At 60.9% G+C, this 21,726-nt stretch carries 19 protein-coding genes and 2 pseudogenes; 15 read left to right on the top strand and 6 right to left on the bottom strand.

Going from position 1 to position 21,726, the window contains the following annotated elements:
* From ACF8O8_RS25445 to ACF8O8_RS25425, 5 genes are all read right to left on the bottom strand, one after another.
* Window positions 1–2,966 (bottom strand): DUF6531 domain-containing protein (locus ACF8O8_RS25445; RefSeq protein ID WP_392510680.1); only part of this gene is annotated, 2,966 nt, incomplete at its 3' end.
* A gap of 6 nt (window positions 2,967–2,972) precedes the next feature.
* Entirely contained in the window at window positions 2,973–3,440 is a 468-nt protein-coding gene (locus ACF8O8_RS25440) for a DUF1795 domain-containing protein (protein WP_350297823.1), read from the bottom strand.
* Window positions 3,441–3,474: 34 nt separating this feature from the next.
* Window positions 3,475–4,059, bottom strand: coding sequence for a hypothetical protein (locus ACF8O8_RS25435; RefSeq protein WP_392510679.1), 585 nt, complete (start codon window positions 4,057–4,059; stop codon window positions 3,475–3,477).
* Between the two features lie 10 nt (window positions 4,060–4,069).
* Window positions 4,070–5,926 carry a type VI secretion system tip protein TssI/VgrG gene (gene tssI / locus ACF8O8_RS25430; RefSeq protein WP_012052408.1) on the bottom strand — a complete coding sequence of 619 codons (1,857 nt, stop codon included), beginning with the start codon at window positions 5,924–5,926 and terminating at the stop codon, window positions 4,070–4,072.
* 351 nt (window positions 5,927–6,277) lie between these two features.
* On the bottom strand, window positions 6,278–6,514 hold the full coding sequence (locus ACF8O8_RS25425) for a hypothetical protein (protein WP_350297821.1): 237 nt from the start codon (window positions 6,512–6,514) through the stop codon (window positions 6,278–6,280).
* 124 nt (window positions 6,515–6,638) lie between these two features.
* On the opposite strand from ACF8O8_RS25425, the pseudogene ACF8O8_RS25420 reads away from it, so the two are divergent.
* From ACF8O8_RS25420 to ACF8O8_RS25390, 7 genes and pseudogenes are all read left to right on the top strand, one after another.
* Window positions 6,639–8,098 (top strand): annotated as a pseudogene (locus ACF8O8_RS25420) (DUF6861 domain-containing protein).
* An 8-nt stretch (window positions 8,099–8,106) separates the two neighbouring features.
* Window positions 8,107–8,418: a hypothetical protein gene (locus ACF8O8_RS25415; RefSeq protein WP_003248386.1), complete on the top strand. Its 312-nt coding sequence runs from the start codon at window positions 8,107–8,109 to the stop codon at window positions 8,416–8,418.
* A 26-nt stretch (window positions 8,419–8,444) separates the two neighbouring features.
* Window positions 8,445–8,915 (top strand): polymorphic toxin type 46 domain-containing protein, encoded by a 471-nt coding sequence (locus tag ACF8O8_RS25410; RefSeq protein ID WP_350297820.1) that lies wholly within the window; start codon window positions 8,445–8,447, stop codon window positions 8,913–8,915.
* On the top strand, window positions 8,912–9,208 hold the full coding sequence (locus ACF8O8_RS25405; RefSeq protein WP_350297819.1) for an immunity protein Tsi6 family protein: 297 nt from the start codon (window positions 8,912–8,914) through the stop codon (window positions 9,206–9,208). Before ACF8O8_RS25410 ends, ACF8O8_RS25405 begins: the two co-directional genes overlap by 4 nt.
* Window positions 9,209–9,297: 89 nt before the next feature.
* The gene (locus tag ACF8O8_RS25400; RefSeq protein WP_350297818.1) at window positions 9,298–9,606 is read left to right on the top strand and encodes a hypothetical protein; all 309 of its coding nucleotides are present in this window, start codon (window positions 9,298–9,300) and stop codon (window positions 9,604–9,606) included.
* A 26-nt stretch (window positions 9,607–9,632) separates the two neighbouring features.
* The gene (locus tag ACF8O8_RS25395; RefSeq protein WP_392510678.1) at window positions 9,633–9,944 is read left to right on the top strand and encodes a hypothetical protein; all 312 of its coding nucleotides are present in this window, start codon (window positions 9,633–9,635) and stop codon (window positions 9,942–9,944) included.
* A gap of 217 nt (window positions 9,945–10,161) precedes the next feature.
* On the top strand, window positions 10,162–10,425 hold the full coding sequence (locus tag ACF8O8_RS25390; protein WP_392510677.1) for a hypothetical protein: 264 nt from the start codon (window positions 10,162–10,164) through the stop codon (window positions 10,423–10,425).
* Window positions 10,426–10,704: 279 nt separating this feature from the next.
* Here ACF8O8_RS25390 and ACF8O8_RS25385 read toward each other — a convergent pair.
* A pseudogene (locus ACF8O8_RS25385) lies at window positions 10,705–11,396 on the bottom strand (ADP-ribosylglycohydrolase family protein); the annotation flags it as partial.
* A gap of 210 nt (window positions 11,397–11,606) precedes the next feature.
* Here ACF8O8_RS25385 and ACF8O8_RS25380 point away from each other — a divergent pair.
* The 8 genes from ACF8O8_RS25380 to tssH all read left to right on the top strand — a co-directional run bounded on the left by ACF8O8_RS25380 (window position 11,607) and on the right by tssH (window position 21,706).
* Window positions 11,607–12,158 carry a hypothetical protein gene (locus ACF8O8_RS25380; protein WP_003248365.1) on the top strand — a complete coding sequence of 184 codons (552 nt, stop codon included), beginning with the start codon at window positions 11,607–11,609 and terminating at the stop codon, window positions 12,156–12,158.
* Between the two features lie 720 nt (window positions 12,159–12,878).
* Window positions 12,879–13,628 carry a hypothetical protein gene (locus tag ACF8O8_RS25375; protein ID WP_028697263.1) on the top strand — a complete coding sequence of 250 codons (750 nt, stop codon included), beginning with the start codon at window positions 12,879–12,881 and terminating at the stop codon, window positions 13,626–13,628.
* Between the two features lie 64 nt (window positions 13,629–13,692).
* Window positions 13,693–14,232, top strand: a complete 540-nt coding sequence (tssB, locus tag ACF8O8_RS25370) for a type VI secretion system contractile sheath small subunit (protein ID WP_003248358.1) — start codon at window positions 13,693–13,695, stop codon at window positions 14,230–14,232.
* A gap of 14 nt (window positions 14,233–14,246) precedes the next feature.
* Window positions 14,247–15,749, top strand: a complete 1,503-nt coding sequence (gene tssC / locus ACF8O8_RS25365) for a type VI secretion system contractile sheath large subunit (RefSeq protein WP_003248356.1) — start codon at window positions 14,247–14,249, stop codon at window positions 15,747–15,749.
* 26 nt (window positions 15,750–15,775) lie between these two features.
* Window positions 15,776–16,258 (top strand): type VI secretion system baseplate subunit TssE, encoded by a 483-nt coding sequence (gene tssE / locus ACF8O8_RS25360; protein WP_003248355.1) that lies wholly within the window; start codon window positions 15,776–15,778, stop codon window positions 16,256–16,258.
* On the top strand, window positions 16,258–18,078 hold the full coding sequence (gene tssF, locus ACF8O8_RS25355; RefSeq protein ID WP_010953993.1) for a type VI secretion system baseplate subunit TssF: 1,821 nt from the start codon (window positions 16,258–16,260) through the stop codon (window positions 18,076–18,078). Before tssE ends, tssF begins: the two co-directional genes overlap by 1 nt.
* Window positions 18,042–19,112 (top strand): type VI secretion system baseplate subunit TssG, encoded by a 1,071-nt coding sequence (gene tssG / locus ACF8O8_RS25350; RefSeq protein ID WP_003248350.1) that lies wholly within the window; start codon window positions 18,042–18,044, stop codon window positions 19,110–19,112. Before tssF ends, tssG begins: the two co-directional genes overlap by 37 nt.
* A complete protein-coding gene (gene tssH / locus ACF8O8_RS25345; protein WP_392510676.1) occupies window positions 19,109–21,706 on the top strand; it encodes a type VI secretion system ATPase TssH in 2,598 nt (865 codons plus the stop codon). Before tssG ends, tssH begins: the two co-directional genes overlap by 4 nt.
* Window positions 21,707–21,726: the final 20 nt, after the last annotated feature.

The raw sequence follows: 21,726 nt of genomic DNA, 5'->3' as shown, positions 1-21,726 counted from the left end.
GGGTCGTACTGGTAACGGCGGTGGATCGGGTTGTAGGCGTGCTCGACCAGCAACGAGGTATTGATGCCGGTGTTGTGCACCTGCGAAAGCTTGTCGGCCGGCAAGGTCGAGGCAAACTGCCAGGCCTTGCGCCCCATGGCGTCATAACCGAAGCAACTGGTGAGCTTGCCCTGGGTGCGGTACACCTCACGGTGCAGGTCATCGCGCTCCATGTCACTGATGACCTGGCCGTCCAGGTTCAACTGGTGCAGGTGCCCACTGCCGTAGTACAGGTGGTTGACCTTGCGGCCATCCGGCAGGGTCAGCGTGGTTAGGTTGCTGAGTGGGTCGTACTCGTAGGCTAGCGTCCCATCGGGGGTGATTTCTTGGGTCAGCCGGCCGAGCAGATCGTAGGTGTACTCAAGCTTTTCTTCCGTGATCCCAAGCTGCTTGCCGATCTCGGTTGGTTGCCGCTCGATGCTCAGCAAGCGGTCACCGTCGTCGTATGCGAATGTCTGGCTCGCATCACGATTGATCTTGGCGACCAAGCGGCCAATGGCATCACGCTCGAACAGCGTATGGCGCTCTGGCCGTTCGGCATTGTCGCCATAGCCAATCTCATCCAGTCGTGTGAGATGGCCACCGACGTTGTAGCTGAAACGTCGGGTCAGGTTATCTACCCGCACTTCTTCGCTCAGCCGGTCCGAAGCGTCGTAGGCAAAGCTGTACGTGGCGTTGTTCTCGTTGACCAGCGCGGTCAGGCGCATGGCCTTGTCGTACTCGTACCGAACCCGCTGGCCCTTGGCATCCTGGCGGCTGCTCGGCAGGCCGCGGGCCGTGCGCATCAGGCGGGTGGTCTGGCCCTTGCCGTCGGTGTGGCTGAGCACCTGCCCGTAGACGTTGTAGGTGAAGCTTTCCGTGGTGCCGTCCGGGTGGCTGATGCGCAGCACTTCACCGTCGGGCTTGCGCGCCAGTGTGGTGGTCTGGTTCAGCGCGTCTGTTACCGCGACCAGGTGCTGGCGTTCGTCATAGCGGTAGTACGTACTCTTGCCCGAGCAGTCCTGGTAGCGCTCGACCTGGGCCAGGGTGTTCCACCACAGGTACTTGGACTTGTAGGTCGCATCGATGATGGTGTGCGGCAGGCCGTCATCGCTGTTCAGGTACTCGGTCATCTGGCCGAGGGCATCGAATTCGGCGAGCAGGTTGCCCTTGTCGTCGTAGCGCGCTCGCCAGGTGCTGCCATCCGGGTAGCTGACCTGGGTCACCAGCGTGGTCAGGTGGTGATATTCGTAAGTGGTCCTGCGGCCCAGCGGGTCGGTCTCTTCGAGCAGGCGGGAGAATTCGTCGTACTTGAATTGCAGGCGGTTACCGTCCGGCAAGGTCAGGCCAACCATATTGCCGTGTTCGTCAAGCTCGATGGCGTAACGCTCGCCGCCATAGTCGCGGCTGGCGACCACACGGTGGTCGGCGTTGTACTGCACTTCCAGCTCGCGGCCGAGCACGTCGGTGGCCCAGCTGGTGCGGCTATCGAGGTCGTAGCGGAAGTGGTAGTGCTCGCCGTCGCTGGTCCAGTGTTCGACCACGCGCGGCCTGTCGCCCAGGGTTTGCCAACGGTAGTGGCAGCCCAGCCCCAGCGCGTTGCTGTGGGTCACCATCAGGCCGTCGGCGTAGCTGAAGCTGCGCACGGTGTCGCCGTTGCGGTTGATCACCGCGCTCAGCTGGCCGTGTTCGTCGTAGCGGTATTGGGTAAGCGTTTCCACCGCTTCGTTGTTCACCACGCGCTTGATGTCGGTCAGGCGACCCAGCGGGTTATCGTAGTGCAGGTGCACGCGGGTGCCGCCGGTGGCGCTGATGTCGGTCAGTGTGCCGTCGGGCGTGCGGGTGAAGTGCAGGAAGTGGCCGAGGACGTTCTCGATACGCTGCAGCGGCACTTCGGTGTTGGTGTCTGGCACTTCGCCAAAGTAGAAGAACAGGTTGTCGAGGGTCTGCAGAATGTAGTGGCCGCCCTCGGTGCACACCAGGTACACCTGCTCGTGCGGGTTGTAGATGCGCTGCCCCGGTTGCAGGGTCACGAACGGGACTTCGCGGCCCTGGTTGTCGGTGAGGTAGATGAATGCCCCCTGGCGGCGCAGGCTCTGCTCCCAGGGCAGCACCCAGCCGCGGCCGAGTACGCTGTCGACCGTCAGGTCGCTGGCGTAGAAGCGCGACCACTCGATCGGCATCAGGCCCGGCAGGCTGAAGTCGATTTCATCGGGGATGAGCTTGCGGCCCGTCGTGAGGTCGACCGGGTTGCCGACCAGGCCGCCGATAGCCTTGCGGGCCACGGGCTCGACTACGTAACGGCTGGCCACCTCACCGGCGACGAAGCCGGCCGTGAACTTCAGGGCGCAAGGCATGACGGCTTTCATGCCGGCCTGGGTACCCGCCTTGATCAGCTGGGCGATACCACCTGCGGCACCGGCGATGGCCATCAGCACATCCACGGTGGTGCGCAGCCACTCCGGGACTTCATCGTCCACGGGCAGGTAACGGTAGGTGCCGCCGCCGATGATGACGTTGTCCGAACCACCGGAAATGGTGGCGCCGCAGGTCAGCTTGTCGCCCTTGCGCGCGGCGGCGACGCTGTTGATGAAGACGTTGGTCGAGCCTTCGGCAATCTGCACCGGCCCTGGGTGCTTGTCGCAGGCACCGATGCTTTTTTCGACGCGGGCGGCCTTGCGGCTGTTGATGAACACGTTGGGTGAGGCAGTGGTTATCGTCCCTGAGGGGGACGAGAACATACTGCCTATCGCCTCTCCGGCGGCGGTCAGCAAGCTGCCCCCGATGCCGGCTGCGAGGCCGGCCAGCAAGGCCACGCCGAACCCGCAGGTGAACGTGGCGATGGCCACCGTGGCCACCAGCGCAATGCCCAGGGCGGCCCCGATCAGGAAGCCCCCCAGCGCGCTGGTGTGCGATATCTCGTCGCCGAACCTGGCCGCTTCGAACATGAGGGGTTACTCCTGTTCGCCGGACTCGGCGCCGGTTTCGGACGGGGCACGCGGGGTGAAGCTGGCCAACAGGTTGTCCCAGTCCTGGTTCTGCTGGGCACTGAAGTCGGCCTGTGCAGTGGTGGAGAAGATCAGGGCACGCCCGGGGCTGATGATGAAGGCGGCCTGGCGCTGGTACAGCGGGCGGCCCTGGTTCATGTAATAGGCGTCGATCTGGATGCCGGCAATGGGTGCGGTAACCGAGAGCGTGACGGCCTTGTTGCCCATGCGGGTGTAGCCGCGCAGCTTGGAGGTGAGCAGCTTGACCTGGCGATCGACATAGGCCTGCAGCGCTTCGTCCGGCAGCAAGGTGTCACGCGAGATGGTGATGCTCAAGGGTGCTGGAACACTGGCACCCAAGACGAACATGTTGACCGTGCGGTCCTCGAAACCTGCCGGCAGCGCAATGCCGCCTTCCTGTAATTCGTAATCCATGCGATGAAAATTCCTGATAGCAAAAAAATCGGGGTCAGCCCTGCGCGAAGCCATCGAGCATGCGGTCGAACTCGGCCAGCCACTGGCTCAGGCCGGGCTTGCTGGGGTCGATCACGCTGGAGATATCCAGCCATTGCAGCGAATCGCTGCCGGCGACGGGCACCAGTGCGCCGACCAGGCGACCGTGCCGAGGCTCGTGGCCGGCATTGAAGTGAAAGTCCACGACCTTGGCCGGGTTCCCAGCCAGGAGGCAGTCACGTTGGCGAATCACGCGCAGTTGCGGGTTCAATTCGCGCAAAGCCTCGACTGCGCGCTGGAACAGTTGCTCCAGCGGCTGCCTGGCGCGTACATCACGGCGGCGGATGCTGAGGCTGACCGGCTCGCCTTCATGCTCGAGGGTGGTCTGGATGTCGCGAAAACGAAAGCCGTGCGGAAACTGCAAGGAGAACCCTGCGAAGGTGAAAGCGCTGGCGACATCCTGCAACACGGCTGGCAGCGGTTCCGGCTCGGGCACAGGCTCGGGCACATGAGCAGCTTGCGCCAGACTGGCCAGCCGCGCAGACTCCTCTTGCGCTTCGCGCCTGGCAGAGATGCGGTCGTAGATCGAGGGCTTGTACATGAACCTTGCCTCAGTCGTTGATCCGCACTGCGGCGCCAGTGATCTGGGTGGTGTCGGTACTGGTAGTCACGATGACCTTGCCTTTGATCTCGATGCCTTCCGGGGTCAGCGTGATGCTGCTGTCGCCCACCTGCAGGATGATGTGCTGCTTGGCGGCCACCTGGATGAACTGGTTGTCGACCTGCAGGGTGTAGGAACCTTCGGTCACCTGCACCACAGTGTCTTTCTTGACCGTTTCGGTGTGCGTACCACCAACAGTAATCGAGCGGTTATTCCCCACATCATGGGTCTCATCCAGCTCGATCTCGGTATCCATGTTGCGCTCGGCATGCATGATGATCTGCTCGGCGCCGGCCTTGTCCTCGAAGCGGAAGAAGTTGGCGGTACCGCCGTCGCCCTTCATCGACCGCGTCAGGAACCCACTCTGGGTCTTGTTCGCCGGCAGTGACCATGGCGGGGTGTTGGTGCTGTTGTACAGGCTGCCCATGATCAGCGGCCGGTCCGGGTTGCCGTCCAGGAACACCACCACCACTTCGTCGCCTACGCGCGGAATCTGGATGCTACCGAAGCCACCGCTGGCACCGGATTGGGCGACACGTACCCAGCACGAGCTGTGGTCGTTGTACTTGCCATTGCGGTCCCAGTGGAACTGGATTTTCACCCGGCCCAGTTCGTCGGTGAAGATCTCCTCACCCGGTGGGCCGACGATGATCGCGGTCTGCGGGCCGGCAATGGTCGGTTTGGGCGTACTCAGCTGCGGGCGGAACGGGATCTTCTTGCGCACGCAACTGAAGGTGTTGAAGTAGCTGGCCTGCTGGCCGGTAAGGTAGTTGTTGTGGCCTTCGCTTTCCACGCTCATCAGCAGGAACTGACGGTCTTCTACCGGCCCCTGGTCGTGGATGTAGTGCTGCAGCAGTTCGAAGGTGTAGCCCGGCTTCATGGCCCGGCAGTTGCTGGCGCCTTCAAACTTTTTGCCGCGCAGCTCCAGCGCCTCAATGCGCAGGCGCAGCAGGGTTTCGCCTTCGTCATAGGTACCGTGGGTGTACTGGCCGGGGAAGTCGTAGATCTCGAAGTTCTCGACATCGCCCTGATTGTTCACACTGTTCAGCGCCACCGGCAGGCGGTTGTTCGGTTGGCGGTAGTCAAAGGTTTGCGTGGCCATCTTGCCGGATTGCAGTTGACGGTTGCCGCTCCACTGGGTAATGGAGTCGGCGGTCTCGGTGACCGAGGCGCTGTGGAAGCGGATTTGCGGTTGCTCGGGGATGGCCACCAGCGTGCTGGAGTCATCGCAGATGATCATGGTGTGGCCTTCGGCGGTGTGCTCGAAGTAGTAGAACATCCCCTCTTCCTCCAGCAGGCGCTGGACGAAGTTGAAGTCGGTTTCGCGGTACTGGGTGATGTAGGTGTAGCGCTTCTGTGGCCGGGTCAGGCGAAACTCGTGGCGGGAAAACGCCGGGCATAGGGCGAACACTTCGGTGACCACTTCCTCGACCGTGTTGCCCTGGAAGATCCGCGTGTCGAAGCGGTTCTTCAGCATCGAGAACCAAGGGTTGAGGGTAGCGGTATAGCGCGCCATTCCGCCGTCGCTGCCGATGCTGGCAAAGCGTGTGAGGTAGCCGGTTATGTACCGCGGGCCGCCTTCGGCCAGTTCGATCTCGATGCTGACGTGCTGGCCCATCATGGATTTGAGCGGCACGCCGGAGTCTTCGCAGACCAGCAGCAGTTCGTAGTTGAACGCCCGCGACAGGGCTTCGGTGCCCTTGAAGGTTTCCAGCAGCAGCTCCTGCTCGGGGTTGGCCAGGTTGTGAAACTTGAACAGGCGGCGGTTCTGTGGCGACAGCAGCGCGGAGGCCAAGTCCATGATCATGCGAAATCTCCTTGAAAACACGGCCAGCACGCGCTTGCGATGCTCAGCTGCAACCCTGATCTTGCGGGCGTATTCTGCATGCGCGCATAACGCGCGTGCTTGCGGAATCATGCGACTGCCTGCAGAAAGGAAAGTGCCATCATGCATTGAAATAAATGCGACAGAGTTCACATTCCCGAATGCCAGGCAGGCAGAAAGGCCCAAAGGAAACACCGGCAAAAGCTGCCCTGTCAACTCACTACAGGCCTAGGAAAACCGGGAAATACCGCCCTGCAAGGCAATGTCATATCGCCATTCTTCATCTTCCTCACTGGCGCCCGGAAGCGCCCCCGGCAATCGCCGAATGGCCCGTCACAGAAGGTTTTTGAGGTATCGATCAGCGCCCATGCCTGACAGCTCCCACTCGAACTGTCTCGCTACCTGACGCATCAACTCCACTGGCGGAGAAAAATGTTTCATAACGTGGATTGGTTCAAATTTTTTGCCACTGGCCAATTCCGCCAAATGGCCATCGCGAACGCGGCCGTAATGGCACTTGCGGGATGCGGTCAGCCACAAAGCCGTGCAGCGATGCTCAATTGCCATCATTGCCGCGCACGCCTGTCATGAGAACAATGGGCTCTCCGCCGGACTTCGCCCCCATCCTGAGGTCTGAAGCGACATGCTGCGCTCGCCGCCGAGCGCCGCCACTTCCATGGACAGTGAAGCGAAAATGGATCTTTTAGCCAACATCCCCAGTTGGGGAGACATCGAACGCAATCTCGAGCAGAAATTCAGCGAGCTCAACCAGAGCGTCGACAGCGGCCTGAACAGCGCCCATGAGGCCTGGGACGGTGTCAGCCGGCGAGTGAGCAATGGCGCCAACCAGGCCTATGGCTACCTCGGTGGCCAGCGTATCGACAACGTGCGCCAGGCCATGGCCCTGTCCTACCCGATCATTCAGGACAACCTCAAGCGCAAGTGGTCCTCGATAGGTATCGAGCAAATCCTGCCGGTGCTGCTGCAACTGGTCAAAGAGGTGTCGATGATCCTCGGTGGCAGTGTGGCGGTTGGCTCGCTCGCCGGTGGCGTGGCCGGGGCGTTCGCCTTTGGCGTCGGCGCGGCGCGGGCGCGGTGGCCGGCGCCGGCATTGGCCTGCAGGTCGGCAACCTGATCCTCATGGGCCTGGGGCTGTCCGCCATCGCCGAGTATTTTTATCAGGGCCTGCCGGCCTGCCTGTCGACCCTTCAGCAAGGCATGGCCACGGCCTGGTTCGCCGAGGATGGCCTCAAGCCCGCTGGCCTGGACCCGAGCGGCGGTTCCGCGGCGCAGGCCCAGGAGCGTGTCGAGCGTGCGGCGCGCCAACTGGCCCGCGGCCAGGAGCAACTGGTGTTGCTGCTGCTGACGGCCATTGTAACCTACCTGACCCGCGGGCAGATAAAGGCGGGCATTCAGAGGAATATGGAAACGCCCGCCATACGCAGTGCCCGGCTGCAGGCGGAAATGTCCAACAAGCAACTGGCCGCCTGGTTGGCGAAGAATGAGCAGAAGCTGTTGGCGCAGCCGGAGTTGCAAGTTAAAGAACCATCTCCCATCAGCCAGGTCGAGCCAAAGAGCTTGCGAGAATTTTATGCGAAACAGGACCCTGACTTTGTAGCGCACGATCAACAACTAAAATATGCAGAGACTTTTGCACCCCGAGGCCTTAGCAACAAACAGATTAATGAGTATCTCGACACCCCTGATGGTGAGCTATATCTGCAAAAGCTACGTGCCGCAGACCCCAAAGCATCAGACATGGACATTTTCAGCCGAGCCATCTCCCAGATAGGCTCGGGCAGTAACACTCCAAAACTGTCCATCATAGATTCGCCCCTCGTGAAAATCGTGCCAGTGGGACAAGAGGCAAGCCGTTACTCTCCATTTTTCACCACTATGGAGGAGCTGCAGTCTGCTGCGCAGGGAAGCCGAACCCTGGCTGATAGCCTAGGGTTACCGCTAGGCAGTGAGGCTACAAAATATTCAATTTTTGAAATGACGCCACTTAAACCAACAGAGGTTTTTGTCAGCAAGATCGCGCCTACCACCGAATTTGGAGGTAACATTGACAGGGTGGGTGGCGCACTTCAATATCTTATCCCTAACCGTAATGAGTGGTCGGCCACCAAGCTCATAGGCACTATTGATAACTAGGATAGACAATGAACACGCATACACTGAAGGCTACCGCTACAGCGCTTCGTGAAAAACTTGAGGCTCTCGAAGATCAAAATTCCGATGCGAAGCTGATGCTCAACACCCTACGCGGCCTCTTATTAAAAGCTGAAAATGGAAAAATTCATGCCCCCATGGAGGCTAGAGACATACCTGGTTACCGCTACTTACCGGAAACCAACTTACAGGACGATCGTAATCTCAGTCAGTTATTTGCAGAATTTTACATGGCATTGATTGATGGAGAGGAGTGGAGTTCCTTTAAGAAATTCCAAGCCAAAAATAAAAATCACGATTAGAAAAAGATGGAGCACATACAAGAAGCTTGCTCGAACGTGCAACTTGGCAGGACACCAATATACGAGGTAACCAGGATACTGCTGCCGACTTCTTCAAGCCACAGGGCTATAAGTCTGCCGATTACGAAGGCTACATGAACGGCTTGGGCTTCACTCAACCAGTCTTCACGGAAACAATCAACCGGGGCAAGACACTTTGGCAATTCCAGGTGCCCGGCGGCCGGCAAGGCATGTGGTACTCTCCTACCCCTGACGTGGTGCCAGGGCAACTGGGGATCAACCCGCTTGGCCAGATCTACAAAACGAAAACCATCGTGCCCAAGATCGGGAACGTCTACCAGAGCACTGAGAAGGTCACGCTGCTGAGGAGCACCTCGGCACCGGTACTGGATACCTGGTCCGTTCCTTCCCCACCCTATAACGCCATTGGCGGTGCTCGGCAGATCACCTCTGGCCAACGCGAGCTCTTCAAACTGATAACACCAAGGGCATTATGAAACCCACAACCCCCCTCGGCTATGTACAGAAGGCTATCGACATCACCGCGCAGCGGAACAAGGCCTGTCCCGCTTACCCCATTTATGGGATGCTACTAAACCAACTTGACTATGTGAAAGCCGTGTTCGAAGGGCGTGAGCAAGATAAATCGAAACTCCACCAACTCAGTATCGGTGCCATTGCCTCGAAAGAATTCGAAGAAAATGACCCCGAGTTGGCCAGAGCACTGAAAGACGCCTATTACGTAGCCATCCAATCGGCTCGTGGCCTCAAATTTCAACTGCCCGATTGATTGCCGACGTTCGATCAGGCCAGCCACTGAACATCGAGCGCAGTCACTGACGAAAGCTATAAACCCTACACCCAGCAGGCTGAGCCACGATGGACATTTACGCACTCCGGCAAAAAACGATAGCGCTGCGTGTCATCATTGACCGGCTGAAGTCACACGACCCGGCCGCCATGAAGTTGAGTGTAGAGCGGACGCTCTTGTTGAACGCGGCAAAGCAGCAGCGGATCCGCACCCCGATGGAATGGCGTGACATCCCCGGAAGCTATCTGTTCACCGAAGAAGGGCTGCAGCAGTATGCCGATCTCGAGCACGCCTTCGCCGAGTTTCGTATCGAGCTGTCCGGGGGCGAGTCCCCTACCCTGCACAAGCTCAAGGCGCGCCAGGCGTGCAGAGACTGAACCACTACTTGCCAACGAACGCTCTCGTGAGCTATCGCAGAAGGCTGTTGAGCCGCCAAAACCCAAATACAAACCTGGATTCACCGAAGAGGATATTCTTGCGATCGCCAAAGGCGAAAGGCCAGACCCCCACCACCTATCCAGATCCAGTTTATGTCGCGCAACACTTGGCCCAATTCCAAAATGGCGCCTCACGCTTCATGACCCAGACCAACTTTGAGAAATACGGCATCGCACAGAGAGATGGTACGTCGTTCATCATGCTAGGCCACGAAGCAACCGAACGACTTGCCAAGACAGCAGGTGACAAGCGCGCGTTGGAGCAAGCCCTTGGCTAACCTGAGAATTTCCTTGATACCAATGCACTGGTCCCGGTAGACATACCTGATCCGAAGCAGTTGAATCTACGGATTCCCATCGGGAAATGAAGCCGGTGCTAACGAATTCTGGATCCCTGGTGGCAAGCTACCTGACGGCAACAGTGAAGTCGTCATAGACGCGGCGGGTATTGCCGCCAAGAGGTTCAATACCGCTCCCCTTTTTTGAAGGCCCCCTATGAAATTCAAAGATCTTTTCATCAATCGTCAGCACATGTACTCAATCGGCATCGAAGAAGACGCTAGTCAGTATTACGTTTCGTTCCCCGTCAGCAACGGCATGGTTGACTACGAAGAGTATTACGCCATTGCTCCAGCTACATTTGATGCCTTAATGGATGACCCTGATGCGGCGCTGGCTTTCGTGATAAAATGCCGCAAAAGACAACTTGATGAATTATTAATCATCAAACCGGAAAAAAATCGGGGCACGGCCATCTAGTGCCACATAGATAAATGCTGACGAAATCCGACACTGCATGACCGTTTGACCCTACCAACAAATGAGTGGTGCCATCTCACGCTGCGGTGAAGTGGTGCAGTCCCTTACCCCAATCAGGACTGACCATGAACACCGAAACACTCAAGCAGAAGATTCGCAGCCCCCCGCACAGATCCGTACGTGCGGAACTACCGCATACGGCTCCTGCCTCAGGTACGTGTCGCGAAGCGTTCCTCTGGTTTCGATTCGTGGCGTACTTCACAGTTTCTGCCCGAACCGTCAAGGCTGGCCATAAAGCAATGCGTCCAGTTCATCATGCTGCGGCGAGAGATCGAAGAGCTTGGCTGCCAGTTCCTGGATATGTTGCGACCACGCAACCTTCTCCACCCACTCCGGCGGCATGCCGGACACGCCGTACAGCGCACCCGCCAACTGGCCGGCGGTGGCCGCGACACTGTCGGCATCATCGGCAAGGTTGGCGGCCAGGAGGATCGCGTCCTTGAAGTTGTCGGTGTTCCATACGGCCCACAGTGCCGCTTCCAAGGTATCGATGACGTAGCCGGAGGAGCGGATCTGTTCGCGGCTCTTTTGCTTGTACTCGCCCGCATTGATGATCATCGGGCGAGGCCGCAACGAACGCACCGCTGGGGCCAGGGCCTCCTCCTTGTCTGCACCATTGAGCGCCAGATGCAGCTGTGCCGCAAACAGCTGACAGTTTGCGTGACGCTTTCCCACCAGCTTGCCGACAGCGAGTGCCGGCGGAAGATTGCCGTAGGCGCAAGGCGGATGATGGAGCCATTGCCAGCCGTCGAGGGGTCATAGTTGCCTTGCCAGGTAATACCCTCGCACAGCCAGCCTTCAAGGGCATTGCGCGTGGCATTGCCGATATCGAAACAACGACCGTTGGCACTGTTTTCCCCGCGCCGGTACCAGCGGACCAAGGCATCAGTGTAGGTGGCGTAATCGAACTTCAGGCCCCCTGGGCCTCTCAGCCTTCCAAGGCTGCGCGGGTGACATTGCCGATGTCGAAGCAACGGCCGTTGACGCGGTTTTCACCCTGCCGGTACCAGCGCACCATGGTATCGGCAAAGGTCCAGTGCCTGGTCCTGTGATAACGTGCTGAACCTGTTGTTCAGCCATGCCGGTTTGATCCGCGGCAGCCAGGGAATGCTCAGGCACACATGAAAGACCATCCCGAACTCTACGTAAGGTCCCCTATTCTTTTCCGGCTTACGGCCATCGGTCTGATGCTGTCCATGCTCGCCATGGGAGCACTGGCGGTGTACGCCTTATGGACAGATATCGTGCCCCTCTACGGCCGGATCTACCGTAATGCGCCGGTCGTGGAAACACCACTCAAAGCTTTCTTCATGATTGCATTCATTCCCCTGGGGCCTTGCCTGATCGTTGCCAGCCTGATCGCCGCATGGACCGGTCGAAAGTTTGACCCACCAAAAACCTCTTGGCTGCATGGGTTCCAGCTACGCTCGCTGCAACTGACAGTTGTGCTGATGGTTATCGTTGCTCCGACAATGATTGCGCTGACCACAGCCACGCTTTCGGCAAAGGACTACTGGTCGTGCCCGAAGCTCAGGATCTCGGGCTCCGGTTGGCAGATGTTCTGGGTCAACGATGAACGGGTGTGCTTCAAGCCGGATCATTACATCAACGACAATTGGCCATGCAAGGCAATCGATGGCAGAGACGTTTGCGTACAGGTCGATGGTCGTTGAGTTGGATGAAACCGGCTGCGCCGGTGTTCGCGGGCAGGCTGCCCGCGAATGCGGTGGCGGCTGTGACGGTGAATGACCAGGGATAGTGGCCGGCAGGTCCGGCCTATTCGCGGGTAAACCAGCTCCTACAACGTGGCGACACCACCGGTCGATGTAGGAGCGGGCTTGCCCGCGAATGCGGTGGCGGCTGCGACGGTGAATGATCAAGGATATTGGCCGGCAGGTCCGGCCTATTCGCGGGTAAACCCGCTCCTACGAGCATCGCGCTAGCTATCAGGTTTTGAACAATACAGTTACCCCGCCGGGCGCGACGAAACTCGTCGCATTGCCATCATCCTGACACGCGCCCCCATCCCGCAACGCACAGGCGGCCGGCGCACAAAATGAGAACTGATTCACTTTTTGAAAAAAACTTTTGCCAACGATTTTCATCGCTTTCCAGCCCCTTTCGTACCCAGTCTTTAGGGCTTGAGCCCCCATCTCCTGCGCCCAAGACACTCTGTCAATATCACAGCGCCATTATTGCGCAGCGTCACAAAACGGGGAAAAAATCACCCCCCTCGCCGGAACTTCTTCCGCAGCGAGGTGCCCTACTCGGCATTGCTGGCAACACAATATTCATATGCCAGCACTCAAATTCGCTGCAGCCGAAAGGCGATTTTTCAAGTCCACGCCAACGGCGTTTCAGGACGATCAAGCAGGCACATGGACGATGCACCAATGACACAGACATTCGATGTCGAAGCACTGATCAAGCTGCGTAGCCAGACGCGGGCGATCTCCGATGCGCTGAAGGCGCAGGCGGCGGATTACCTTGCCACCGTGGCACCGCTGATCCGTCCGCAAACCCTGTTTGGCGAATACCTGCAAGGCGCACAGCGCAGCAGCGGGCGCGAAACCCAGGGCCACTTCCAGGCCTTGGTCGAACTCTACGAACGTATCGGCTCGGCCGCGCCGTTCCAGCTGGTCACCGAGCTGGAAGTACCGCTGAACCTGATCAGCACCACCCCCGAACTGTTCCCGCTGGAATACGACAAGACCCTGGAACACAGCGGCCAGGTCATCCGCATCACCAGCCCGACCCGCTGGGTGGTGGGCTTCCACGCCTTCGACCTGGCGCGGTTTCGCAATGTCATCAAAGACCCCAACCGCAGCAGCGCCGAGCTGTACCGCTTCGTGGTGCACTACCTGGTGCTGTTCTACTGCCTGAGCAAGTCGCCTGGCCTTGGGCGGCTGTTCGAGGGCTTGCGCTACGGCCTGAGCTTCGAGCGCCTGAAGGGCTTTGGCGACCTGCCGTTCTGCGTCATCAGCTCGCCGGTGCGCTCGGAACTTCCCGACGACTCGGTCATCCGCAGCAGCACGCAGATTGCCGGCAACACCAGCTTCGAAGAACTGGTAGGCCGCGACAACATCCTGGAAATGAACGACGAAATCCGTCAGCGCCTGCTGCTGACGATCGAAGGACTGTAACGCGCAGCGCCCGGCACCGGGCCGCGCAATGATTCGCAGCGAATTGCTCGCACTGGAGAACACGATGGCGAAGAAGGAAAGCACTCAGCACAAACTCGACCGCGTTCGCGCGCCTCGGGTCCATATCACCTACGACGTGGACATCGGCGATGCCATCGAGAAAAAGGAGCTGCCCTTCGTCGTCGGCGTACTGGGTGACTTCTCCGGCAACCCGCTGGAGCCGCTGCCCAAGCTCAAGGACCGCAAGTTCGTGTACATCGATCGCGACAACTTCAACGGTGTGCTCAAGGGCATCAAGCCACGCCTGACCTACCGCGTCGACAACACCCTGGCCAAGAACGGTACCCAGCTGGGCGTGGAGCTGAACTTCAACAGCCTCGAAGACTTCGAGCCACAGAACGTGGTCAAGCAGGTCGAGCCGCTGCGCAAGCTGCTGGAGGTGCGCAACAAGCTGGCCGACCTGCGCAACAAGATGGGCGGCAACGACAAGCTCGAAGAGCTGCTTATGGATGTGCTGCAGAACACCGAAAAGCTCAAGACCTTGGGCAAGGAATTCGGCCGTGAAGCCGAAGTGAAAGACCCGTCCAGCGACGATCGCGCCTGAGCAGGAGCCCGAACATGACCGATAAGCAAACCGCACCGCAACAGGCCGGCGACCTGGTCGAAGTGGAAAACTTCGCACCACAGCCCTCGCTGCTCGACAGCATCATTTCGCAAAGCCGCGTGGCCCGCTCCGACACCGAGCGCAACCGCACCCGCGACCTGATTGGCGAACTGGTGAACCAGGTGCTCGAGGGTGAGATGACCCCGAGCAAGGACCTGATCGCCGTGCTCGATTCGCGCATCGCCGAAATCGACGCGATGCTCTCCGAGCAGATGAACGAGATCATGCACGCCCGCGAGTTCCAGCAGCTGGAAGCCTCCTGGCGCGGCCTGAAATACCAGGTAGACCAGACCGAGACCAGCACCACACTGAAGATCCACCTGCTCAATGCCTCGAAGAAAGACCTGGTGCGTGACCTGAAGGCCGCCAGCGAATTCGACCAGAGCGCACTGTTCAAGAAGGTCTACGAAGAAGAGTACGGCACCTTCGGTGGCGCGCCTTTCGGCATGTTGATCGGTGACTACGAGTTCAACCGCAACCCTGAAGACATGTACCTGCTCGAAGAGATCTCGCACGTCGCGGCGGCGGCGCACGCGCCGTTCATCTCGGCCGCTTCGTCCGAGCTGTTCGGCTGGGACTCGTTCACCGAGATGTCCGGCCCGCGTGACCTGGCGAAGATCTTCGACACCGTGGAATACGCCAAGTGGAAGTCGTTCCGCGCCTCGGAAGACTCGCGTTACGTCGGCCTCACCCTGCCCCACGTGCTCGGTCGCCTGCCGTATGGACCGGATACCACCCCGGTGGAAGAATTCAACTTCGTCGAAAGCGTCGATGGCCGCGACCACAACAAGTACCTGTGGATGAACGCCGCCTACGCCCTCGGCACCCGGGTCACCGATGCCTTCGCCCGCTACGGCTGGTGCGTGGCCATCCGCGGCGTGGAAGGTGGCGGCCTGGTCGAAGGCCTGCCGACCCATACCTTCAAGACCGACGACGGCGAAATCGCCCTCAAGTGCCCGACCGAAATCGCCATCACCGATCGCCGCGAAAAAGAGCTGTCGGACCTGGGCTTCATCCCCCTGGTGCACTGCAAGGGCACCGACTATGCCGCGTTCTTCGGCACCCAGTCGGCGCAGAAACAGAAGCAGTACAACACCGACATCGCCAACGCCAACGCACGCCTGTCGGCCCAGCTGCAATACATCTTCGCCACTTCGCGCATCGCCCACTACATGAAGGCGATCATGCGCGACAAGATCGGCAGCTTCGCCTCGCGCATGGATGTCGAGCGCTTCCTCAACCAGTGGCTGGCCAGCTACGTGCTGCTCGACGATACCGCCAGCCAGGAGGCCAAGGCCAAGTTCCCGCTGCGCGAAGCCCGCGCCGAGGTGTTCGAAGTGCCCGGCAAGCCAGGCGTGTACAAGGCCGTGACCTACTTGCGCCCGCACTACCAGCTGGATGAGCTGACCGCCTCGCTGCGGCTGGTTGCCGAGCTGCCACAGGGCGCGCGCGGCTGAAAGGCCGTTGTGTACAGGGATGACACATGAGTAACCAGGCCCGCCTGCTGCCCTCGCTGCTCGACCGACTGCTGGACGACCGTCCCTACCAGTCGGCCGAGCCCGCAGCGCAGCGCACCTGCTCGCTGGCCGAGTACAAGGCCAGCATCGTCCGCGACCTCGAAGTCCTGGTGAACACCCGCCAGTCCCTGGTCGCCGAAGAGCTCGACGGTTTCAGCCAGCTCGGTGGTTCCATCCTTGAATACGGCATGCCGGACTTCATCAGCCGCAGCGTGCTCGACCCGCACGATCGTCGCCTGATCCAGCAACAGCTGGAGCGGGCGATCAGCACCGGAGACCGGCGCTTTCGCCGGGTCCGTGTTCAGCTGTTGGCCCAGCAGAACGGCCACCGCATGTTGACCTTCCGCGTGGACGCCGTGTTGCGTCTGCAGGACATCAGCCGCCAGGTGTCATTCGACGCCGTGCTGCAGGTCAACACCCAGGAATACAAAGTGCAGAACCTCAACTGATGCTCGACGAACTGCTGCCCTACTACGAAAAGGAACTGTCGCACCTGCGCTTTCTCGGCCAAGAGTTTGCTGCGCAGTACCCGAAGATCGCTTCGCGGTTGCTGATCGAGGGCGACAACTGCGAAGACCCGCACACCGAGCGCCTGATCGAGGCGTTCTCGTTCCTGTCTGCGCGGGTGCACAAGAAGCTCGATGACGAGTTTCCGGAAATCGTCGAATCCTTCCTCGAGGTACTGTACCCCCACTACCTGCGCCCTACTCCGTCGATGTCGATTGTCGAACTGAGCCTGGGCAGGCACGAAAAAGTCACCGAAGCCTACCGCGTGGCGCGCCATACCGAGATGCATGCCAATCCCGTGGAAGGCGTGGTGTGCAAGTTCCGCACCTGCTACCCGGTAGAGCTGTGGCCGATTGCCGTGCAGCAGGCCTCGTTCACAGAAATGGAACGCTCGGCCTTCAACGGGCACAGCGCCGACCTGGTCGCTCGTCTGCGCATCCGCCTGGCAGCCACTGGCGATGCCCTGTTCGGGCAGATGGACATGAACCGCCTGCGGTTCTTCCTCGACGGCGAAGCGACCCTGATGCTGCAGCTGTACGAACTGCTGTTCAACAACCTCGCCAAGGCCACGCTGAGCTTCGACGACCAGGGTCGCAGCCGCGAGGTGGCGCTGCCGGCCGATGCCCTGAAAACCGTGGGCTATGCCCGTGACGAAGGCCTGGTGGATTACTCCGAACGCTCATTCCTGGGCTACCGCCTGCTGCACGAGTATTTCACCTTCCCTGACAAGTTCATGTTCTTCGACCTCAGTGGATTTGCCCGCATCCTGCAGGGCAAGGCCATCGAGCAGGTAGAGGTCAACTTCTATTTCTCCGACTACGACCTCAGCGAGCGCCTGGCGCGGCTGACCCAGAACATCGGGCGCAACAACTTCAAGCTCAACTGCACGCCGATCATCAACCTGTTCCGCCAGCAGGCCGAGCCAATCAAGCTGACCCACACCCAGCACGAATACCAGGTCACCCCTGACACACGGCTGCACAACGCTGCAGAAGTGGTATCGATCGACCGGGTACGGCGGGTGCGCAAACTCGGCGGTATCGACCAGGTCGCCACCTGCCAGCCGTTTTTCGAACCCCGGGGCGAGCAAGACCCACACAGCAGCTTCTGGGTTGCGCGCCGGCGAAACCAGGGTGACGCCACTGCCATGAGCATCCGCGTGGTCGACCGCGATCTGGAACTGATCGACGCCAGCAGCGACACCCTCAGTATCGGCCTTACCTGCAGCAACCGCGACGTGCCGCTGATGCTGCCGTTCGGTGGCGAACGGGGCGATTTCACCATTCCCGCCAACTCGGTGATCAAGGATATCCGCTGCCTGCGCAAGCCCACCGCCACGGTGCGTGTGCCCTTGGGCAAGGGCCTGATCTGGCGGTTGATCGCCCACCTGTCGCTGAACCATCTGTCCCTGGTCAGCCAGGGCCGGGAAGTGCTGCTGGAGCTGTTGTCGCTGTACAACTACCGCAATGTCTCCGCCATTCGCAAACAGATCAACGGCATCAAGGCGATCAGCAGCGAACCGGTGGTCGCGCGCATTGGCCACCCGCGGCCAAATTTCGTGCGCGGCGTCGGCATCACCCTGACCCTGGACGAAAGCCAGTTCATCGGCAGCGGCGTGTTTCTGTTCGGCAGGGTGCTGGACCACTTCTTCGGCCAGTACTGCTCGATGAACAGTTTCACCCAACTGACCCTGCGCACCCAACAACGAGAAAAGAGAGTCGTACAATGGCCAGCACGCACCGGCGATCAGCCCCTGGTCTGATCGATCAGGCCCGAGCCGAGCCGCACCGATTCGAATTCTTTCAATTGGTGCGCCTGCTCCGCCTGCACTACAGCCGCACCGGGCGCATGGACCTGGCAACCCGGCCGCACGAAGACCCGCTGCGTTTTCGTACCCAGCTGTCGCTGGCGTTCCCGGCCAGCGAGGTCAGCGACCTGCACTTCGAGCGCGAAGGCAAGGTGTCGCCGGCCGGCTTGCCGCTGTCGGAAGTGCAGGTCACCTTCATGGGCCTGGTCGGGCCGTCGGGCGTGCTGCCACGCCCGTACACCGAGCTGCTGCTCGAGCGCCACGTGCAGTATCGCGACGATGCCGCCCATGCGTTTCTCGACATCTTCTCGCACCGCATGACCACGTTGTTCTACGAGGCCTGGCAAAAATACAAATTCCACATCGAGCACGAGCGCAATGGCACCTCGGGCTTCGATGGCTACCTGCTCAACCTGGTTGGCCTCGGGCCGCGCGCCCAGAAGCTGAAGTTCGAAGAGCAACCGTCAGCATTGCGTCGTGAGCTGTTCAGCTATTTTGCCGGCCTGCTCAGCCAGAAGCCGCGCAATGCGCTGAACCTTGAACGCATGCTCGGCTTCTACTTCTCGCTGCCGATCAAGGTACAGCCGTTCGCCGGGCGCTGGCTGCACCTGCAGCCCGAACAATGCACCCAGCTCGGCCGCCGCAATGCCCAGCTCGGCCACAGCGCCGTCGCCGGCAACCGGGTCTGGGACTACCAGTCGTGCATCCGCATCGAGCTGGGCCCGCTCAGCCTGGCCGACTACCAGCGCTTCCAGCCGGGCACCGCCTGCTACCGCAAGCTGGTCGAGTTGGTGCGCTTCTATATAGGTGCCGAACTGGATTTCGAAATTGCCCCGCGCCTCAAGCGCGAGGCGGTACCACGCGCCCAACTGGGCCGCAGCGGCAATGTCGCCCTGGGCTGGCTGGGTTGGCTCAAACGCCCTGGTCGTGACGCGGAGCCTTCGCGTTGCGCCGTCTTCCACATTCCTTACGATGGGGTCGCCTTGTGAACCTGAAGTCTCTGTTCGCCAAGCTCAACGAAACCAGCCGCACGGCCACCGAAAGCGCGGCGGCCCTGTGCCTGTCGGAGCACCATTACGAGGTGGAAGTGGAGCACCTGCTGCTGCAGTTGCTCGACAACAACGACAGCGACCTGGCGCCGATCCTGCGCCACTACCAGGTCGTCGCCGAACGCCTGCAAGCGCAGCTGGTCACCGCCCTGGGCACCTTCAAGAAAGGTAATACCCGCACCCCGGCGCTGTCGCCGCACATTACCCGCATGATCGAGCAAGCCTGGTTGCTGGCCTCGATCGAATACGGCGTAGGCCAGGTGCGCAGCGCTCACCTGCTGCAGGCTCTGCTTGACGATGCTGAACTGCGTCGCGTGGTGATCGCCTCGGCACCGGAGCTGGAAAAAATCAACGCCGATGACCTGCGCCTGAACCTTGCCGCGCTGGTGGAGGGTAGCGCCGAGTCCAGGCAGGCCAGCCCGCTGGCCAGCCCAGCGGCGCCAGTGAGCACGTCGAGCAAGGCCAGCGGCAAGACCCCGGCGCTGGACCAGTACACGGTCAACCTTACCCAAAGCGCCCGCGAAGGCCGCATCGACCCGGTGCTGGGCCGTGAGTTCGAAGTACGGCAGATGGTCGACATCCTCACCCGCCGCCGGCAGAACAACCCGATCCTCACGGGCGAAGCCGGGGTCGGCAAAACCGCCGTGGTCGAAGGCCTGGCGCTGCGCATCGCCCAGGGTGACGTGCCGGCGGTGCTCAAGGACGTTGCCCTGCACACCCTCGACCTGGGCCTGTTACAGGCCGGCGCCGGGGTCAAGGGCGAGTTCGAGAACCGCCTCAAGGCTGTGATCGAAGAGGTCAAGCGCAGCCTGCACCCGATCATCCTGTTCATCGACGAAGCCCACACCCTGATCGGCTCCGGCGGCCAGGCTGGGCAGAACGATGCCGCCAACCTGCTCAAGCCGGCCCTGGCCCGTGGCGAGTTGCGCACCATCGCTGCCACTACCTGGGCCGAATACAAGAAGTACTTCGAGAAGGACGCCGCCCTCGCCCGCCGCTTCCAGGTGGTCAAAGTGGAAGAGCCCGACGAAGACAAGGCCATTCACATGCTGCGCGGCCTGCTCGGCAAGATGCGCGAGCACCACAAGGTGGCGGTTATGGACGAAGCGCTGGTTCAGGCGGTACGCCTGTCCAACCGCTACATCACCGGCCGCCAGCTGCCCGACAAGGCGGTCAGCGTGCTCGACACGGCCTGCGCGCGCATTGCTCTGGCGCAATCTTCGCTGCCCAGCGCACTGGAAGACTGCCGCCGGCAGATCGACAACCTGCAGGCAGAAATCGACGTGCTCGGCCACGAAGCCGGCAAGGGGCACGACCATGCCCGCCGCCTGGAATCGCTGCAGGCTGCCCTGCAGGCCGAGCAGCAGCAGGAACAGCAGCTCAATGCCCAGTGGCAGCAGGAGCTGGAACTGGTCGAACAGCTCAAGGCGCTGGACGCCGCCAACGATGCCGACGCCCAGCAGCTCAATACCCTGCGTGCCGAGCTGGCGCGCGTGCAAGGCGACCAGCCACTGGTCCACGCGCTGGTCGACAGCGGCGCCATCGCCCAGGTCATCAGTGGCTGGACCGGCATCCCGCTGGGCAAGATGCTGCGTGACGAAATCGATACCGTGCAGCGCCTGCCGGCCCTGCTTGGTGAGCGCGTGCTGGGCCAGGACCACGCCCTGCATGAAATCGGCAAGCGCATCAAGATTTCCCGAGCGCGCATGGAAGACCCGAACAAACCGATTGGCGTGTTCCTGCTGCTCGGCCCCAGCGGCGTCGGCAAGACCGAAACCGCCCTGGCCCTGGCTGACACCTTGTACGGCGGCGAGCGCAACCTGATCACCATCAACATGTCCGAGTACCAGGAGGCCCACACCGTGTCGAGCCTCAAGGGCTCGCCACCCGGCTACGTCGGCTACGGCGAAGGCGGCGTGCTGACCGAAGCGGTGCGCCGCAAGCCGTACAGTGTGGTGCTGCTCGACGAGGTGGAAAAAGCCCACCCCGACGTGCTCGAACTGTTCTTCCAGGTGTTCGACAAGGGCGTGCTGGACGATGGCGAGGGCCGCGAAATCAATTTCCGCAACACGGTGATCATCCTCACCTCCAACACCGGCACCGAGCGCATCATGCAGACCTGCCTGAACGCCACCGAGCTGCCGACGCCCGAGGCGATCGTCGAGGACCTGCGCGACCAGCTCAACCATGTGTTCAAGCCGGCCTTCCTCGGTCGCCTGAGCATCGTGCCGTTCTACCCGGTGCAGGACCAGATCCTCGAGCGCATCGTCGCCCTCAAGCTCGAACGCATCGCCAAGCGCTTCGCCCGCAACCACCAGGCCGAGCTCAGCTATGACCAGGCGCTGGTCAAGGCCATCGCCGCGCGCTGCACCGAGGTCGACAGCGGCGCACGCAACATCGACAACATCCTGTCCCAGACCCTGATGCCCGAACTCGCCCAGCGCGTGCTCGAGCGCATGGCCCAGGACGCGCCGATCCAGCACCTTGCGATCGAGCTGGGCAGCGATGGCGATTTCGCCTATCGCCTGGCCTGACCAGTACCCGGAGGTTTTGC

This window comes from Pseudomonas sp. TYF_14 (genome assembly GCF_043105275.1).
Lineage (GTDB): Bacteria > Pseudomonadota > Gammaproteobacteria > Pseudomonadales > Pseudomonadaceae > Aquipseudomonas > Aquipseudomonas alloputida.
The sequence above is the reverse complement of the archived record's forward strand: the minus strand, read 5'-3'. Positions and strand labels throughout refer to the sequence as shown.

Bases quoted from the DNA above. Each gene is read 5' to 3' on its own strand.
- ACF8O8_RS25440 (WP_350297823.1), bottom strand. From the start codon at position 3,440: ATGGATTACGAATTACAGGAAGGCGGCATTGCGCTGCCGGCAGGTTTC.
- ACF8O8_RS25435 (WP_392510679.1), bottom strand. From the start codon at position 4,059: ATGTACAAGCCCTCGATCTACGACCGCATCTCTGCCAGGCGCGAAGCG.
- tssI (WP_012052408.1), bottom strand. From the start codon at position 5,926: ATGATCATGGACTTGGCCTCCGCGCTGCTGTCGCCACAGAACCGCCGC.
- ACF8O8_RS25425 (WP_350297821.1), bottom strand. From the start codon at position 6,514: ATGATGGCAATTGAGCATCGCTGCACGGCTTTGTGGCTGACCGCATCC.
- ACF8O8_RS25415 (WP_003248386.1), top strand. From the start codon at position 8,107: ATGAACACGCATACACTGAAGGCTACCGCTACAGCGCTTCGTGAAAAA.
- ACF8O8_RS25405 (WP_350297819.1), top strand. From the start codon at position 8,912: ATGAAACCCACAACCCCCCTCGGCTATGTACAGAAGGCTATCGACATC.
- ACF8O8_RS25400 (WP_350297818.1), top strand. From the start codon at position 9,298: ATGGACATTTACGCACTCCGGCAAAAAACGATAGCGCTGCGTGTCATC.
- ACF8O8_RS25390 (WP_392510677.1), top strand. From the start codon at position 10,162: ATGAAATTCAAAGATCTTTTCATCAATCGTCAGCACATGTACTCAATC.
- ACF8O8_RS25380 (WP_003248365.1), top strand. From the start codon at position 11,607: ATGAAAGACCATCCCGAACTCTACGTAAGGTCCCCTATTCTTTTCCGG.
- ACF8O8_RS25375 (WP_028697263.1), top strand. From the start codon at position 12,879: ATGACACAGACATTCGATGTCGAAGCACTGATCAAGCTGCGTAGCCAG.
- tssB (WP_003248358.1), top strand. From the start codon at position 13,693: ATGGCGAAGAAGGAAAGCACTCAGCACAAACTCGACCGCGTTCGCGCG.
- tssC (WP_003248356.1), top strand. From the start codon at position 14,247: ATGACCGATAAGCAAACCGCACCGCAACAGGCCGGCGACCTGGTCGAA.
- tssE (WP_003248355.1), top strand. From the start codon at position 15,776: ATGAGTAACCAGGCCCGCCTGCTGCCCTCGCTGCTCGACCGACTGCTG.
- tssF (WP_010953993.1), top strand. From the start codon at position 16,258: ATGCTCGACGAACTGCTGCCCTACTACGAAAAGGAACTGTCGCACCTG.
- tssG (WP_003248350.1), top strand. From the start codon at position 18,042: ATGGCCAGCACGCACCGGCGATCAGCCCCTGGTCTGATCGATCAGGCC.